Source organism: Pseudomonas sp. zjy_15, assembly GCF_043101865.1.
Taxonomy (GTDB): Bacteria; Pseudomonadota; Gammaproteobacteria; order Pseudomonadales; family Pseudomonadaceae; genus Aquipseudomonas; species Aquipseudomonas putida_Y.
In genome coordinates this window covers 15,268-32,195 of the sequence record NZ_JBICII010000023.1, presented here as the reverse complement: position 1 = coordinate 32,195, position 16,928 = coordinate 15,268, and the positions used below count along the sequence as shown (strand labels likewise).

Here is a 16,928-nt window from a genome sequence, read left to right as displayed (position 1 = left end):
ACCTTTGGACTCAAAAATTTTACGCGCAACCGCTATATCTTCTTTTGTCAACCCCGACATTTGCCACCTCATCTTCTGCTATTGATTAAAAAATCGACCACTGAGCGCCTCACTTCCAACCACCGCACTAACTTATCAGGGCGCATTATCACCTTGACGAGTACGTCTCCAAACACTACAAATGTCATTCCGCACGAATAGTAATTCGGCACTTTCGGGCGCCAGCTGCAATACCCCACAGCAGCCAAGTCATCGAGCTCACCCTGCCAATAGATAAGCTTCTTGTGATTTTCAAAAATCGTGTCACGCGCCTCTACACGATAGAGGCTGCTTGACTCATCGTACTCAGCAAGCGTTATTGTTTCTGCTGGGCTTTTCCGCAAAAGAAAATCGAGTTGACGCCGTAAATCCCCCTCTCTTGCAGTTATCGGGCCCACTGCGACCAACAGCCCCTCATGCTCCAAGCCCTGCCGGAACACTAGACTGTCATCCGCCGGCTCGAGCTCTGGCCAGGTCATTGACAAAAATACAGATACCAGGTTTGCGTCACAGCCTTTTTTGTTATAAATAAAGCCAGGATCAAAAGAGCTTTTTCCCTCATATTCTGGCCAAAATGGAAAGTACAACCTAGAGAACTTGTACACTTCCCCTGAAATTCTGCCGCACACGAAAGGATCAAACGTTACCTCCCCTGGCTTCCAAGGTTCGCTTTTCCAAGCCACAACTATCATCACCAGCACGGGAGTCAACAAGAGTACAGCGGAGCAAAGCCTCAAAAAATTCCAAGCCCATAGGAAAAACAAACATGGTATTTTTCTCATAATGACTTAGCGCTCCTTCAGCTTTCTCGGACATGCAACCAAAAGAGGGCAGAATCTAACTTTGATCATTTCCCTTCTCCTTGCCTTACACCTCGCCTTGCAATTCTTCAATTCTATTAACCACACACCTCAACTCACCCCGCAAAAAATCAACACTCACAAGAGCCTGCCCTCTTATCACGCTAAGCCTGACGCGCCTCTTCCACATCGGACATTTCCATCCTGATTATTTATCGACCCGATACCTCGCAGCATTCATGAAAAACTCACCCACTGCCAAAGCAATGTTATGCCACTCCCCAAGCCTCTCCCATAAAAATTCCACATTAACAATTGCATCCCCTCCGGGTATCAAAAACTTCAAATAGCAACGCGAGTAATTGGCCTTGGGTTCCACCCAGTTGCAATAACCGATGTATTGCATGCGTCCCTTGGCCTCCAGCCAGAAAAAGCCCTTGCGCCGATTAGGAAATTCACTATCAACACCCTCGAGAAAATTTAGTCCGAGATCTTCGTTCAGCTTGCTAGCCTTAACTAGAGCCGCGGGTGTTTCACGAAGATAATGCTGGAGCTGTTTTCTCAACCCTGCTTCCCCATGCAGCCAAGGCCCAATTGCGACCGATATCCCATCAAAGCGAAAAGACGTCGCCTCACCGTAAGAGACGGGCTGCATCTCCGGCCAACTCATTGCCATATAGAGTGACGCCAAGTTTGCACCACAGCCTTTTTTGATATTTATAAATACCGGCTCCCAAGAACTCTTGCCCTCATCCCCAGACCAATAGATCACATACTTCCTAGGGAGCTCATAAACAACACCCGAGACCTTTCCACACACCATTGGATTAGGGGTCGTCAGCTTCTTCGGCGCCCAAGTCGGGGTAACAACAATGGCGACCAACAACCACGCCACACTTAGCAACAACAACAATTTGCTAAAACCCCACAGCACCAAACCAAATCTTCTACACAGCGCAATTAGCTTTCCGAACAGCACCTTCACAAAGAGAAAGATATACCTGCAACCAATCATCACCCCTCCCTAGAGCCAGTCTGCCCATATCAGCCACTAAGCAAACTTCGCTTCAGACAATGCATGAACTTCTCCAAAATTTCTTTCGCACAACACGGAAATGCTGCTCCCAGCCCCAAACGCATCTGAACCACCGAGACCGACAGCACAGCAACTCGCCATGCCAGCCAATATTATTGGCACTACAGATCCGCATTAAGCTCCAAGCCGCTCTATATACAATGCACGCATTTTTATATTTCATTCATCGCTCCTTCAGACTTTCCTTTGCATGCCGCTGCAGGGGACTCAAGAAGAAACTGATAACCCTGCGCCTATCCACAATCACTTCTGCACGCACAGCCATGCCTGCCGTCAACGGCAAGTCATTATCCCCTACGCGCAAAGCTTCCTTGGCCAACTTGATTCGAGCGCTATACAAAAGACCGTGCCGGTCATCCTCAATGGCATCATCGGAAATACTCTCCACCACCCCCGGTACAACGCCATACCTAGTAAAGGTGAATGTCTCGATCTTCACTTCCACGTGCTGACCCGGAAAAACAAAGCCGATATCTTTGTTCTCGACTTTCACTTCCACTTCCACCGGCTCGCCCGTCGGCACAATGACCATCAGTGTCTGCGCGGGTGTAACCACCCCGCCCTGTGTATGGATCGCCAACTGCTGGACGGTGCCGTCAACGGGGGATGTCAGTACCTTGAGGCGATGCCGCTGCTCGGCCTTGTTCAACTCCTGCTCAAGGGTTGCAATGCGCCGTTGCGCCTCACCGTGAAGGTCGAGCATGGCTCTGCGCAGTTGGGCAATGGCACCGCTACGGCGGTGCTGAGCAGCAAGCCGTGCAGCGTTCAGTTCGTCGATGCGCGAGCGCTGGAGTGCCAGTTCGCGTTCCTGCTCCAGGCGGGCCTGCTCCTTTTCCAGGTAGGTGTGCTTGGCCACGGCCGATTCGCTGAACAACAGCTTGTAATCCGCCGTCAGTTGGCGGGTGATCACCAACAGTTGCCGGAGCGCGTCAGCCCGGCCCTGGGCGGAACGGATTTCGGCAGCGCGTTGACCGATTTCGGCATCGGCCTGTTCCAGCGTGGCCTGCAACTCCAGGTATTGCCCCTCCAGCCAGCGCTGCGCGCCTGCCTGCTGCGCGGCCGTGGCCTGCGGTATCAATGGTGCCAGGGAGGCAGGTGCCACATCGCCGTCCAGCGCACTCAGCAGTGTGCTGGCGCGGGCCTGATCGATCTGTGCAGCCAGCAGTTCGCTGCCCAGGCGCTTGATATCAGCCTCGGTCAACTGCCCTTCCAGTTCGACCAGCACATCGCCTTTGCGCACCGGCTGGCCATCGACGACGTGGATCGACTGCACCACCGCGACCTCGCTGGCCTGTATCAACTTGCTCCTGCCACTGGGCACGATCTTGCCTTCGGCACTGGCGATGACATCGATCTCACCGATGCAAGCCCAGGCAAGCGCCAGCCCGATGAACATCAGCAGGCTCCACTGCAGGTAGCGCGGCAAGGGATGCACTGGCGTTTCCTGCAAGGACAGTGCCGCAGGTAAAAAGGCCAGTTCGTCGGCTTCACGTACGGGGCCGTCCATGCACCGGCGCTTTCGCCATGCCGTCCTCCACGCATCCCGGTAGCGCTCGGCAAGGTCCTTGAACGCCACACTCATACGGCGGCCCCGAGCTGCAGTTGATGCAGGTAGGCATAGGTGCCCTGTGGATAACCCAGCAGCTCATCATGAGTCCCTTGCTCGATGATCTGCCCACGCTCCATGACCACGATGCGGTCGGCATGGCGTACTGCCGAAAGCCGATGGGCAATGATGATGACCGTGCGCTGCGCGCAAATCCGCGCCATGTTCTGCTGGATGATCCGTTCGGACTCATAGTCCAGCGCACTGGTGGCTTCGTCGAAAATGAGGATGCGTGGGTTGCCGAACAGCGCTCGGGCGATGGCTATGCGCTGTCGCTGCCCACCCGACAGGCTGGCGCCGTGCTCACCAATCAGGGTTTCGTAGCCATCCGGTAATTCGAGGATGAACTCGTGAGCACCCGCCAGCGTCGCTGCGGCGATCACTTCTTCAAGCGGTGCTGCTGGGTTGCCGAGGGCAATGTTCTCGCGCACGGTGCGCCGAAAAAGCACGTTGTCCTGCAACACCACGCCGATCTGCCGACGCAGTGACGCCACATCGGCTACCGCCAGGTCAGCACCGTCGAGCAATACCCGCCCCCGCTCAGGTGAGTACAGCCGCTGAATCAAGCGTGTCAGCGTGCTCTTGCCTGACCCCGAGCGACCTACAACGCCTATCACTTCTCCGGCGGCGATCTTCAGGCTGACATCGCGCACCACTTCGCCCCCGTCCGGCCGATAGCGAAAACACACACGATCGAGTTCGATCTGCCCGACAAGTGTGGGCAGCACCGTGCCCTTGCCTTGGTTGACCTCGGTACGGGTGTTGAGAATGTCGCCCAGGCGTTGAATCGATACCCCTGTCTGCTGGAAGCTGGTCCAGAGTTGGGCCAGGCGGATGATGGGCTGCGACACGCGCCCTGCGAGCATGTTGAAGGCGATCAGCTCGCCCACCGTGAGTGCGCCTTCGATGACCAGCCGGGCCCCCAGCCACAAGGTGGCTACCGTGACCAGCTTGCCGATCAGGCCGACGCTTTCATTGGCCAGACTGGAAAGGTTCTGGGTCTTGAAACTGGCAGATACATAAGCGGCCAACTGATCATTCCAGCGCCGGGTCACCTGAGGTTCCACGGCCATCGACTTCAGTGTGTCGATGCCGTTGACCGCCTCGACCAAAAAAGCCTGGTTCTCGGCGCCGCGTTGGAAGCTTTGATCAATCAACGCCCGCAGTAGCGGAGTAACGACCAGGGATACGAGAAAGTAGAAAGGCAGCGAGCCAACGACGACCAGCGTCAACCATCCGCTATAGAGGAACATGACAGCGATGAAGACCACCGAGAACAGCACATCCAGCACTAGCGTGATGCTGTTGTTGGTCAGGAAACTTCTGATGTTCTCCAGTTCTCGCACTCGGGCAACCGAGTCACCGACTCGCCTGGCGTGAAAATAGGCGGTTGGAAGATCGATCAAATGCCTGAACAGTTTTGCACCCAGTTCGACATCGATTCTTGACGCTGTATGAGCTGCCACATAGGTACGCAACCCACTCAGCAATGTTTCAAACAGAACGACGACCAATAAACCCAAGGCGATAACATCCAGCGTGGTCAAACCGCGATGCACCAGGACTTTGTCCATTACCACCTGAAAGAACAAAGGCGTCAGCAAAGCCAGTATCTGAATGACCAGGGAAACCACGAGCACTTCGCCAAATAGCCGCCTGTACTTCACCAGAGCAGGAATGAACCAGGTAAAGTCGAAGCGCGACAGCCCTAGGGGCAACTGGGCATCGGAGCGAACCAGAATGAGTTCTCCCGACCAGCGCACCACCAGTTCCGCGAGGGTCAGCGCTTGCGGCGCGCGGGAGTGCGGGTCCTGCACCAGAACCTGCTCGCCCTCCACGCGCGCGATGATGAAGTATTCACCACGCGTATCCACTGCAATAGCGGGCAAAGGAGTATGCTGCAGCCGAGCCGGATCGACGCTGCGGTGTCTGGCCTTGAGGCCCAGTTGCTGAAATGCCCGAAGTAGTGTGCAGGTAGAGAAACGCTCACCCGCTGCTGCATGATCGTGCTGCAACTGCTCGGCAGAGACGGCAACACCATGGTAACGCGCCAGCGTGATAAGACACACCAGCCCACTTTCAATAGTGTTGGCATTGCCATCAGATAAATCAGCCATCACGCCACCTCTTATGAAAACCGGACATGAGGCGATACTAGCCCGAAGCAATAGGACAAACGTCCTACAAGCTTCCGACACAAGCGTGTGACACTTCTGACTTTTAAAGTCTATTCGTAGGAAGTTTCCTAACGGCGAGAAATCCAGTGTAGGAAGTTATAACTTACGCCGTAGGAATAAATAACCAGAATCAGACATACCCACTCTAGACCGGGTCTTTGAGTGGATATGTCGATTATCAGCGGATCAAGGCCCCCAGACCCTCGAGCAATCGCTGCAAAGCCCCCTGATTGGCCCGCATCACCGCCCTGCCCGCCTCGCCCATGCGCTGGGCATCCTGCGGCAGTTCCACCAGACGGCGCACCGCGCCGGCCAGCCCGTCAGCATCATCCACCTGCTGCAACGCACCCGCCTCGCGCAGCATCGCGCTGATTTCGAGGAAGTTGAACACATGCGGCCCCATGAGCACCGGCAAGGCCAGCGCCGCAGGCTCCAACGGATTGTGCCCACCGGTCGGCACCAGGCTGCCACCGACGAAGGCAATATCGGCCAGGGCATACAGGAACAGCAGTTCGCCCATGGTGTCGCCCAGCAATACCTGCGTTTGCGCATCGACCAGCGTGCCGGCAGAGCGGCGCACGGTGGTGAACTGCTCGCTGCACAGCGCATGCACTGCATTGAAGCGCTCGGGATGGCGCGGCACCAGGATCAGCAAGGCATCGCCATGCACCTGCAACAACTGCCGATGCGCCTGCAGGATCAAGGCATCTTCACCTTCGTGGGTGCTGGCGGCGATCCACACAGGGCGCTGGCCGCCCCCCCACTGTTCACGCAATGCCCTGGCGCGCGGCAACAGCTGTTCGTCGATCGTCAGGTCGAACTTGATCGAACCGGTGACTCGCACGCGCTCAGGGCGTGCACCCAGGTCACGGAAGCGCTGGGCCTCGGTTTCGGTCTGCACGGCAATCAGGCTCATCTCGGCCAGCATCGGCCGGGTCAGCCTGGCAAAGCGCCCATAGCCACGGGCCGAGCGCTCGGACAAGCGCGCATTGGCCAGCGCCACCGGAATGCCGCGCCTGGCACACTGGTGAATGTGGTTGGGCCAAAGCTCGGTTTCCATGATGATGCCCAGCTTAGGCTGCACATGATCGAGAAAACGCCCCGCCGCCCAAGGCAGGTCGTAGGGCAGGTAGCAATGCTGCACGCGCGGTTCGTCGGCGAACATGGCGCGGATGCGTTCAGAGCCGGTAGGGGTCATGCAGGTCAGTGTGATCGGCAGCTCCGGGTAAGCCTTGAGCAAGGAACGCACCATGGGTGCGGCCGCAATGCTCTCGCCCACCGATACCGCATGTACCCAGATACCACCCTGGCGCATGGCCGGCAGCTTGAAAGCGAAGCGCTCGCCGATACGCTGGCCATAGGCCGGCGCCTTGCGCGCGCGCAGGTACAGGCGCAGCGCAACCAGCGGCAGGCCCAGGTGAAACAGCAAGGTATAGAGAGTTCTGTTCATGGCGGCTAAGTCTACCCGATCGCGCGAAGGTGCACTGCAAAGCGCTCGGCCAGCCACTGCGCAGCCGGGCCCAGAGGTTCATCGCGGCGCCAGGCCAGCTCTGCCACCAAGGCCGGCGGCCGCCAGTCGCTGTCCAGTTCGACCATGTGCGCCTGGTAGGTCGGGTACTGCACCACATGCCGGGGTAACCAGGCCCAGCCCAGGCCGCGCATCAGTAGTTCGGCCATGGCGTAGAAGCTGTCGGCACGCCAGACCTGCGGGCTGATCGCTTCGCCGCCGGGGTAACCGCTTTGTTGTGGCGTGATCAGCAACTGCCGGTGGCGGGCCAATTGTTGCCGGGTAACCCGGCCTTCGCCCGCCAGCGGGTGGCCGACCGCGCACACCGTGACCATCTCCACGCTGCCCAAGGCACGGCGTTCCAAGGAAGCCGGGATGCTTTCGTGGAGGAAGAAAAGGCCCAGATCGGCGCGGCGCTCCACCAGCTTGCGCGCCACATCGCCCTGGGCTCCGCTGGCCAGTTGCACCTCCAGGAACGGGTAGCGGCTAGCCAGTTCGTCGAGGCTGTCGATCACCGGCTGATATGGCATGGCTTCGTCCTGAGCGACCCGCAGCAAGGCCTCCTGCCCGCGCATCAGGGCCAGGGCGCGGCCATCCAGGCGTTCGCACTGGCGTAACAATTCGCGGGCGTCTTCCAGCAAGGCGCTGCCGTTTTCAGTCAATTTCGGTTGCCGGCCGCTGCTGCGCTCGAACAGGGTGACCCCTAGGTCTGTTTCGAGCAGCGCGATGGCGCTGCTGATCGCCGACTGGGCTTTGTGCTGCTCACGTGCCACCGCGGAGAACGAGCGCAGTTCTGCAACGCGCAGAAAGGTACGCAATTGTTCAAGGTTCCATTGCTCGGCCATCAACCTATCTCCCCAATTGATAGGTAATGACTTTACCCCATCCAGGCAACGTCTAGAATGCTCGCTCAGTAACGGAGGATCCCGCCATGAATGCCTATACCTACCTCGCCATTGCCATCTGCGCCGAAGTCGTCGCTACCGCCTCGATGAAGGCGGTTAAAGGCCTGAGCACGCCGTTGCCACTGCTGCTGATGGTGGTTGGCTATGGCATTGCGTTCTGGATGCTGACGCTGGTGGTACGCAGCATTCCGGTGGGGATTGCCTATGCCATCTGGTCGGGGCTGGGGATTGTGCTGATCAGTGTGGCGGCGCTGGTGATCTATGGGCAGAAGCTGGATATGCCGGCGATGCTTGGCATGGCCATGATCGTGGGTGGCGTGGTGGTGATTCAGCTGTTTTCGAAGACCGCTGGGCATTGAGAGCCGGTGTGCGGGGCTCGCCGACGATAGGGCCCTCACAGGTATAGCCTGTATACTTGCCAGCTGTCCCAGTCTTCGAGGTACCGCCATGCCATCTGCCATTTCCACTGACGTGCTGATCGTCGGCGCCGGGGTCGCAGGCCTCTGGCTCAATGCCCGCCTGCGCCGCCTGGGCTACTCGACAGTACTGGTGGAGCGCGCCAGCCTTGGCGGCGAGCAGACCATCAAGTCGCAGGGCATCATCCATGGCGGCACCAAATACGCCCTGCACGGCGCCCTGACCGGCGCCTCGGAAGCCATCGCCGACATGCCGCGCCGCTGGCGCGAGGCCTTGGCCGGCAACGGTGAACTCGACCTCGGGCGTACCCGCCTGCTCTCCGATGCCCACTACCTGTGGTCGCCGGGCACCTTGGCCGGCAACCTCACAAGCTTCTTCGCCAGCAAAGCCGTGCGCGGTCGGGTCGACCAGGTCAAGGGTGACCAGTTGCCACCGGCACTGCAGGACCGCGCGTTCAAGGGCAAGGTGTACCGCCTGGCGGAACTGGTGGTCGATGTCCCCAGCCTGCTGGCCAACCTGGCCGAGCTGGCCGGCGAGTCCTTGCTGGCAGGTGAACGCATCGAACCCTTGCGTGAAGCTGATGCGTTGGTCGGCCTGCGTGTGGACGACCGGGAAATCCGTGCCCAGCGCATCGTGTTGAGCGCCGGAGCCGGCACCGAAGGCTTGCTGCAGGCGCTGGGCCTGGATCAGCCGGCCATGCAAACCCGCCCGCTGCACATGGTCATGGCCAAGGGCCCGAACCTCAAACCTTTGTACGCCCACTGCCTCGGCGGCGGGCCCAAGCCGCGGGTAACGGTGACCACCCATCCGGCAGCCGATGGCCAGTGGGTCTGGTACCTCGGTGGGGACCTGGCCGAAGCCGATGGCGTGGCGCGCGAGCCTGCAGCGCAGATTGCTGCAGCGCAGAAGGAAATCGCCAGCCTGCTGCCATGGGTCGACCAGAGCCTGGTGCGCTGGGCCACACTGCGCGTCGACCGCGCTGAGCCGGCACAATCTGGCCTGGTACGCCCGGACAACGCCTTCCTTGCCGACCAGCAGCGTCTGCTGGTGGGCTGGCCGACCAAGCTGGCACTGGCACCGGACTTCAGCGACCGGGTGATCAGCCACCTGGAGCGCGACGGCATTCGTCCACAAGCACAGGCCGACCTGACCGACCTGCCACGCCCTCCGCTGGGCGTACCGGCCTGGGAGCAACTGCTGCCATGAGCCTTCCAACCCTGCACGAATTCCATCGCCCGCTGGGCAGCACCGGCCTCAAGGTCTCGCCACTGGGCCTCGGCACGGTCAAGCTGGGCCGCGATCAGGGCGTGAAGTACCCCACGGGCTTCACGATCCCCGGCGATGAAGACGCCCGCCTGTTACTGGCCCAGGCCCGCGAGCTTGGCATCAACCTGATCGACACCGCCCCGGCCTATGGCCACAGCGAAGAACGCCTGGGCCCGCTGCTGCGCGGCCAACGTGATGAATGGGTAATCGTCAGCAAGGTCGGTGAAGAGTTCGAGGAGGGCATGTCGCATTTTGACTTCAGCGCCGCCCACACCCGCCGCTCGGTGGAGCGCAGCCTGCGCCGGCTCGAAACCGACCGCATTGAACTGGTGCTGGTGCATTCCGATGGCAACGACCTGGCCATCCTCGAACAGCAGGAGGTCTACCAGACCTTGGCCGAACTCAAGCAGGAGGGCAAGATCCTCGGTTTCGGGCTGTCCGGCAAGACCGTCGCCGGCGGCCTGAAGGCGCTGGAGCAAGGCGACTGCGCCATGGTCACCTACAACCTAAATGAACAGGCAGAACGCCCGGTGCTGGACTACGCTGCCGAACACGGCAAGGCCATCCTGGTAAAGAAGGCCTTGGCGAGCGGGCACATCTGCCTGGCCCCGGGCGTCGACCCGGTGCAGGCCAGCTTCGAGCTGCTGTTCGCCCACCCGGGCGTCAGCAGTGCTATTGTCGGCACCATCAACCCGTTGCACCTGGCCCACAACGTGGCCACCGTCGCCCGCATCCTGGGCCAGCATTGAGTTACCTCAGGCCTCCGACTCAGGGCCTGGAGACGGACCCGACGCAAGGAGGAGCCTCGTGGCGCGAACGCTGATCCGCAAGAACCCGAGCAACTTCAAGACACTGCCACTGCATGTCGAGGCCACGCCCGAAGGCTTGATCTACCAAAGCATCGGCATGCCGCTGAACTTTGCCCAGACCCAGCAACGGCGCAAGGCCATCCAGTTACCCGACGCGCAACATTTCGTGGTCGAACTGGCCAACCTGGGCGTGTCAGTGCGCCTCACGCTGCATTGGCAGAACCGCGATTACTGGGTACTGGTGCGCCAGCGCCGCCAAGACCGTGGCGATGTGGTGCTGAAACTGATTTCCGGTTATGTACCGGCACAGGAGCTGAACCTGCCGCTGCACACGGCTGTACAGGAAGTGGCCGAGGAGTGTCTGCTGGAAACCCCGGAAGGTTGGCTGGGCGGGCGCTTCAACGACACCTGGCTGCCCGTACCCTACGCCGCCGCCCTGCACTACCGCGAAACACCCCACTTCGTGCTGGCACCTCAGTCCGGTGCCGCACGCCCGGTGCATTGCGGCAAGCTGATGCTAATGGAGCGCCCACGGGCCTATGTGCACCTGCCCACCGCTTCGCTACAGCTGATCTATGACATGCGCCTGCAAGTGCCCCGGGACGCCAAGAAACTCAGCTTGTTCCACGTTGACGAGCGGCTGGAGGGCGACCAACTGGTGGCGCGACTCAACCGCAAACGGCCCGACCTGTACCTGATGCCATTGAAGGACGGCCAGCCACTGGCAGAGCTGTACACGCTGAAAAAGGATGAACTGGTGCCGGCGAGTACGCGTGGGCTGTACCTGGCAGAAAGTTTTGCCCGGCAGGAAGGCTGGGTGGTGGCAGATGAACGGGTACGCTGGAAGGATTGGGTGAAGCAGCAGGGTTTGGTGGAAAGCAAGCCCGCACGGGCGTCGCACTTGCAACGGTTTGGCGACAAGGCGCGAGCGCTGCTGGAGCGGGCGCGGACCTCGCTGAACAAGTGACGTCCCGGGAACTTACACCTGCTTGCTGGAGCGGGTAACCCCGCCCCTGCAGAGGGCCGCCGCAGCGGCCCCAAGGTCAGATCAATTCTTGCGAATTTTCTCGACAATCGCCGTGGTCGAGCTGTTCTCGACCAGCCCCAGCACCTTCACGGTGCCGCCATAGCCCTTGACGATATCAGCGCCCACCACCTGGTCGATGCCATAGTCGCCACCCTTCACCAGCACATCCGGCTTGACCTGGCTCAGCAGGTTTTCCGGGGTGCCTTCCGGGAAACTGATCACCCAGTCCACCGCGCCCAGACCGGCCAGCACGGCCATACGCCGGTCAACGCTGTTGATCGGCCGGCCCGGCCCCTTCAGGCGGCTTACCGAGGCATCGTCGTTTACCGCAACGATCAGGCGATCACCCTGGGCACGCGCCTGCTCCAGGTAGGTGACATGCCCGGCATGCAGGATGTCGAAGCAGCCATTGGTAAAGACGATCTTTTCGTTGTGCGCCCGCGCGTCATCAATGGCCAGCAGCAGTTGCTCAAGGCCGAGCACGCCGCGCTCGGAGCCTTCCTCACGCTGGATGGCCCGGCGCAGTTCAGGGGCGCTGATGGCAGCCGTACCCAGCTTGCCGACCACGATGCCCGCCGCCAGATTGGCCAGGGCCACCGCATGGGGCAGGTCCTCACCCGCAGCAATGGCCGCGGCAAGGGTGGAAATAACAGTATCGCCGGCACCGGTCACATCGAACACTTCGCGTGCCCGCGCTGGCAGGTGCAACGCCGGCTGACCAACACGCAACAGGGTCATGCCATGCTCACCGCGGGTGACCAGCAAGGCGCCCAGATCCAGGTCCTGCAGCAACTGCAAGCCCTTGGCGACCAGTTCGGCTTCATCGACGCAACGGCCGACAATGGTCTCGAATTCGCTGAGGTTCGGGGTAATCAGGCTGGCGCCACGGTAGATGGAAAAGTCCTTGCCCTTGGGGTCGGCCAGCACCGGAATACGCTTGGCGCGCGCCGCCTGGATCAGGTCTTGGTGATTCTTCAATGCACCTTTGCCGTAGTCGGACAGCACCAGCACCTTGACGCCTTCGAGCAGGCCATCGACCTCCGCGCCCAGCGACAGCGGGTCGGTGGCGAACGGCTCTTCGAAATCGATACGCAGCAGTTGCTGGTGACGGCTCATGACCCGCAGCTTGACGATAGTCGGCTGGTGCGCGATGCGCTGGAATACCGAACGGACACCGGCAGCCTGCAGACTGTTGGCCAGGCTGTCGGCAGCTTCATCCTGGCCGGTAACACCGATCAGCGAAGCCGGCGCGCCCAGCGCAGCAATGTTCAAGGCAACGTTGGCCGCACCGCCGGGGCGATCCTCGATCTGATCGACCTTGACCACCGGGACTGGCGCTTCGGGCGAAATACGCGAAGTACCGCCATGCCAGTAGCGGTCGAGCATGACATCGCCGACCACCAGTACCGGGGCTTGATCGAAACGCGGCATGGACAACTTCATGGGCAACCCATATGGAAATAATGAACAGGGGCAGGATATTAGCACAGGGTAGTCAATGGCTTTATGGCCAGATCATCCCTGGAAAATTCCCGTGACAATCGGGGCCATGACGGCCCCGATCAAGGAGGGTTCAGGTGATATCGGCCTTGGCCGGCTCATCCAGCCCCATGGCATGCAGGCGGGCATAATGGCCATTAGCCGCAAGCAGCTCGGCGTGAGTACCGCGCTCGACCAGGCGGCCCTGGTCCATGACCAGGATCTGGTCGGCCTTCTCGATGGTCGACAGGCGATGAGCAATCACCAGCGTGGTACGGCCTTGCATCACATGGTCCAGAGCGGCCTGGATATGCCGCTCGGACTCGGTATCCAACGCCGAAGTGGCTTCGTCGAGGATCAGCAACGGCGCGTTTTTAAGCAGCGCACGGGCAATAGCCAGGCGCTGGCGCTGGCCACCAGAAAGCAGTACACCGTTCTCACCCACTTCAGTATCGAAGCCCTTTGGCAGCCGGTCGACGAATTCCTTGGCATAGGCATCGGCCGCGGCGGCCTCGATGTCTGCGCGCGGCGCGCCAGCCAGGTCACCATAGGCGATGTTGTTGGCCACGGTGTCGTTGAACAGGGTGACATGCTGGGTGACCTGCGAAACATGGCGGCGCAGGTTGCGCAGGCGATAGTTCTCGATCTCCACGCCATCGAGCAGGATCTGCCCCTTGTCGTGGTGATAGAAACGCGGGATCAGGGCCGCCAGGGTAGACTTGCCACTGCCAGAGCGGCCGACCAGGGCGATCATCTGCCCGGGCTCGGCGACAAAACTGATGTCGCTCAGCACTTCACGCTCGGTACCCGGGTAAGTGAAGCTCAGGTTACGCACTTCCAGGCGCCCTTCCACGCGTTCCTTCTCGACAGTACCGGTGTCCACTTCGGGTGCTTCGTCCAGTTGCTCGAAGATGCTCTCGGCACCTGCCAGGCCCTTCTGGATGGTCGAGCTGACTTCCGACAACTGGCGAATAGGCTTGGGCAGCAGGCCGGCAGCGGTGATATAAGCCACCAGGTCACCGGCAGTAGAATCCCCGCGCAGGAACAGTACCAGGAACATCAGCGCAGCCATGGCGCTATAGATCACCAGCTGAAGCATCGGTGTGTACAGCGCGCCGGTCTTGGTCATGCGCAGTTGCTTGTCGGTGTTGCTCTGGCTGGCCTGGTCGAATCGCCGCTCCTCATAAGCCTCGCCACCGAAGCTACGGACCACGCGGTACCCCTGGATGGTTTCCGAGGCAACGTGGGTGACGTCGCCCATGGCTACCTGGATCTTCTTGCTCTGCTTGCGGAATTTCTTGCTGGCGATGCTGACCATTACCGCGATCACCGGCAGGATGGCGACCATCACCAAGGTCAGGTGCCAGTTCATCCAGAGCAGATAGGCAAACAGGAACACCACGGTCAGGCCTTCGCGGATCACTACCTTGATGGCGTCGGTAGCGGCGCCGGTGACCATGGTCACATTGAAGGTAATGCGCGAAATCAGGTGCCCGGAGTTGTGGTTGTCGAAGTAGCGGTTGGGCAACACCAGCAGCTTGTTGAACAAAGCCACCCGCAGGTCATGCACCAGGCTCAGAGAGACCTTCGCCAGGAAGTAGTTGCCGAGGAACGAGCCCAGGCCCTGCCACGCAGCGATCAGGATGATCAGCAGCGGCACCGCCTGCAGCAATTGCAGGTCACGCAGGTAGGGGACGTTGGGGAACAATACCGCTTCGGGGTTGCTCAGCCCATCGACGAAGTACTTGAGAATGCCGGCCAGCATTGGCTGGGTCGAGGCAAAGATCACGAAACCGACAATGCTCAGCAGGAAAATGCCGACATAGGGTTTCACATAGCTCAACAGCCGGAAGTAGATCTTCAGGCTGGAGGTGTGCTCCGCTGGTCGCGGTGTTTCGGCCATTATCGAGCTCGCTGTTCAGGTTGAACCGGCAATTTTACCACAGGCGTCATTTTCGGCACGCCCCCATGGCAGCAACATGGCAAGGCCCACCGGCAGCCAGCTGATGAACCATTCGGCACGTGGCGTACCGGTGAGGCTGGCGGCATCGAACTGCATGGCCAGGGTCGAGTACACCCAGAAGCCCAGCAGAACCTTGCCCAGCAGGGTACCGCGTGCGCGCACGATTTCGCCCAGCGTGAACAGCCATACCATTACCCACAGCAACATGCCGGGCAAGCCCACTTCAACGGCAACATGGGTGAACATGTTGTGGGTGTGATCGAAGTGCATGCCGACGGCGCTCACTTTGTAATCAGCCCCCAGGCCAAGACCAGCCCAAGGGTGCGCGGCAATCATCTCGACCACGGCATGGAAAATTTCCGGCCGGAAGGACGAGCCCCGCTGGGCGATAAGGTCGTACACGGCCAAAAAGGCCAGGCCGGTGGCAAGCAGCGCCAGAACAGAAAACACCCGGCTGTGGCGGTCACGGAACCACAGCGGCGCCATCACCACGGTAATCACCAGTGCCAGAATAGCGCCACGGCTCTGGCTAAGTATGGCGAAAGCCCCCAGGCAAGCCAGTGCCGCCAGCCATAACAACTGCAAGCCACGTTGCCGAGGTGGCTCGTAGAGCATCAAGAGTACGGCCGAACCAATGACATACGCCCCCAGGATAGGGTGGGATATCTCGCCGATACCCGCCAGCCTGACCAGCAGCGGCGTACGCTGCAACCCATAGAAATTGATGATGGAGAGCAACGCAGCGATGGCGAGCAGCACGCTACCAAGCTGCAATAGCTGACGAATGCGGGCCTGGCCAAACTGGGCCAACAGCGGAAACGCCAGCAGGAACACCAGAATGTAGAGCAAGCGTTTGAGCTCGCGTCCGGGCTCCTCGGCGGGCGACCATGCCAGGCTCAGGCCGCTCCAGGCCAGCAGGAGCAGCACACTCCCCCACAGCGCCGGTTGGCGCCTCCAGGCTTGCACCAGCACTCCTCGGGCCGACCAGGCCAATACCAGCGTTGGCAGCCACAAGAACAACACCAGACCTTGCTGATAAACCTTGTTGCTGGGTGCCAGGGCAATCGCCGCCAGGAACCAGACCAGGCCCAAACCTAACCAGGCCTGTGCCCAGTTTTTTTGATACAACATCCTTTCCCCCGATGAATCAAAAACACCATCCATGGTGCTACAGCATTATTTTCGGCATTATTGCCGGTCATTTTGCTCGCCAGACGACAAGGCTCTATTCATGCAATGCTCCCGGCTCACCCAGGTCGACTTCGATCAGCTGACACTCGGCGCACAGGTGCTTGAGGCAGACAGCCATGGCGCCAAAGTCTACCTGCTCACAGATGGAAATTTCCTCAAGGTTTTTCGTAGGAAGCGGCTGATTTCGTCTGCACTGCTACGTCCTTACTCGCAGCGCTTCGTCGATAACGCCGCGCGCCTGGCGCAACTGGGCATCCCCACCCTCGAAGTGATCAGCCAGCACAAGCTCGACCTGCCAGGCCGCACTGCGGTGCTGTATCGCCCACTACCAGGACGGACGCTGCTGCAGATGTCGCGCGATGACGGCTTCAGCTGGGACATTTACCTGCCACGCCTGATCGAACTGATCCGTCAGTTGCACCGCAGCGGCGTTTACTTCCGTTCGCTGCACCTGGGCAATGTGGTGGTCACCCCCGACCAGCATCTGGGCTTGATCGACGTGGCCGACATGCGCTTTCTGCGCCCGCCACTGTCGGCCCGCATGATTCGACGCAATGTGCAGCACATGGTGCGCTATATCGAGCGGGAGAACCTGGGCGATCGGTTCCCCCTAGCCGCCTTCGAGTCAGCCTTGCTGACACGCTGA

14 protein-coding genes are annotated in these 16,928 nt (G+C 60.2%); 5 read left to right on the top strand and 9 right to left on the bottom strand.

Annotation, left to right across the window (positions count from 1 at the left end):
- Positions 1-68: 68 nt before the first annotated feature.
- The 6 genes from ACF8EF_RS03305 to ACF8EF_RS03280 form a co-directional block, all read right to left on the bottom strand.
- A complete protein-coding gene (locus tag ACF8EF_RS03305) occupies positions 69-749 on the bottom strand; it encodes a hypothetical protein (protein WP_176683122.1) in 681 nt (226 codons plus the stop codon).
- Positions 750-1,047: 298 nt separating this feature from the next.
- Entirely contained in the window at positions 1,048-1,854 is an 807-nt protein-coding gene (locus ACF8EF_RS03300) for a hypothetical protein (RefSeq protein ID WP_176683121.1), read from the bottom strand.
- A 244-nt stretch (positions 1,855-2,098) separates the two neighbouring features.
- Positions 2,099-3,517 carry an HlyD family type I secretion periplasmic adaptor subunit gene (locus ACF8EF_RS03295; RefSeq protein WP_392460966.1) on the bottom strand — a complete coding sequence of 473 codons (1,419 nt, stop codon included), beginning with the start codon at positions 3,515-3,517 and terminating at the stop codon, positions 2,099-2,101.
- Entirely contained in the window at positions 3,514-5,658 is a 2,145-nt protein-coding gene (locus ACF8EF_RS03290; RefSeq protein WP_392460965.1) for a type I secretion system permease/ATPase, read from the bottom strand. Before ACF8EF_RS03290 ends, ACF8EF_RS03295 begins: the two co-directional genes overlap by 4 nt.
- Before the next feature lie 238 nt (positions 5,659-5,896).
- On the bottom strand, positions 5,897-7,168 hold the full coding sequence (gene waaA, locus ACF8EF_RS03285; protein WP_392460964.1) for a lipid IV(A) 3-deoxy-D-manno-octulosonic acid transferase: 1,272 nt from the start codon (positions 7,166-7,168) through the stop codon (positions 5,897-5,899).
- An 11-nt stretch (positions 7,169-7,179) separates the two neighbouring features.
- On the bottom strand, positions 7,180-8,070 hold the full coding sequence (locus ACF8EF_RS03280; RefSeq protein ID WP_003249460.1) for a LysR family transcriptional regulator: 891 nt from the start codon (positions 8,068-8,070) through the stop codon (positions 7,180-7,182).
- An 86-nt stretch (positions 8,071-8,156) separates the two neighbouring features.
- On the opposite strand from ACF8EF_RS03280, the gene ACF8EF_RS03275 reads away from it, so the two are divergent.
- The 4 genes from ACF8EF_RS03275 to ACF8EF_RS03260 all read left to right on the top strand — a co-directional run bounded on the left by ACF8EF_RS03275 (position 8,157) and on the right by ACF8EF_RS03260 (position 11,589).
- A complete protein-coding gene (locus ACF8EF_RS03275) occupies positions 8,157-8,489 on the top strand; it encodes a multidrug efflux SMR transporter (protein ID WP_176683116.1) in 333 nt (110 codons plus the stop codon).
- 88 nt (positions 8,490-8,577) lie between these two features.
- The gene (locus tag ACF8EF_RS03270) at positions 8,578-9,753 is read left to right on the top strand and encodes an FAD-binding oxidoreductase (RefSeq protein WP_176683115.1); all 1,176 of its coding nucleotides are present in this window, start codon (positions 8,578-8,580) and stop codon (positions 9,751-9,753) included.
- Positions 9,750-10,562, top strand: coding sequence for an aldo/keto reductase (locus ACF8EF_RS03265; RefSeq protein WP_176683114.1), 813 nt, complete (start codon positions 9,750-9,752; stop codon positions 10,560-10,562). The genes ACF8EF_RS03270 and ACF8EF_RS03265 overlap by 4 nt, the downstream gene beginning before the upstream one ends.
- Before the next feature lie 58 nt (positions 10,563-10,620).
- Positions 10,621-11,589, top strand: a complete 969-nt coding sequence (locus ACF8EF_RS03260; protein WP_176683113.1) for a metal ABC transporter ATPase — start codon at positions 10,621-10,623, stop codon at positions 11,587-11,589.
- Between the two features lie 81 nt (positions 11,590-11,670).
- Here ACF8EF_RS03260 and hldE read toward each other — a convergent pair whose 3' ends face one another.
- The 3 genes from hldE to ACF8EF_RS03245 form a co-directional block, all read right to left on the bottom strand.
- Positions 11,671-13,092, bottom strand: a complete 1,422-nt coding sequence (gene hldE, locus ACF8EF_RS03255; RefSeq protein WP_021783834.1) for a bifunctional D-glycero-beta-D-manno-heptose-7-phosphate kinase/D-glycero-beta-D-manno-heptose 1-phosphate adenylyltransferase HldE — start codon at positions 13,090-13,092, stop codon at positions 11,671-11,673.
- A gap of 130 nt (positions 13,093-13,222) precedes the next feature.
- Positions 13,223-15,031 (bottom strand): lipid A export permease/ATP-binding protein MsbA, encoded by a 1,809-nt coding sequence (msbA, locus tag ACF8EF_RS03250; protein ID WP_084850259.1) that lies wholly within the window; start codon positions 15,029-15,031, stop codon positions 13,223-13,225.
- A 15-nt stretch (positions 15,032-15,046) separates the two neighbouring features.
- Positions 15,047-16,222, bottom strand: a complete 1,176-nt coding sequence (locus tag ACF8EF_RS03245; protein WP_176683112.1) for an O-antigen ligase — start codon at positions 16,220-16,222, stop codon at positions 15,047-15,049.
- Positions 16,223-16,322: 100 nt separating this feature from the next.
- Between ACF8EF_RS03245 and ACF8EF_RS03240 the strand changes: the two genes are divergently transcribed.
- The gene (locus tag ACF8EF_RS03240) at positions 16,323-16,928 is read left to right on the top strand and encodes a toluene tolerance protein (protein ID WP_176683111.1); all 606 of its coding nucleotides are present in this window, start codon (positions 16,323-16,325) and stop codon (positions 16,926-16,928) included.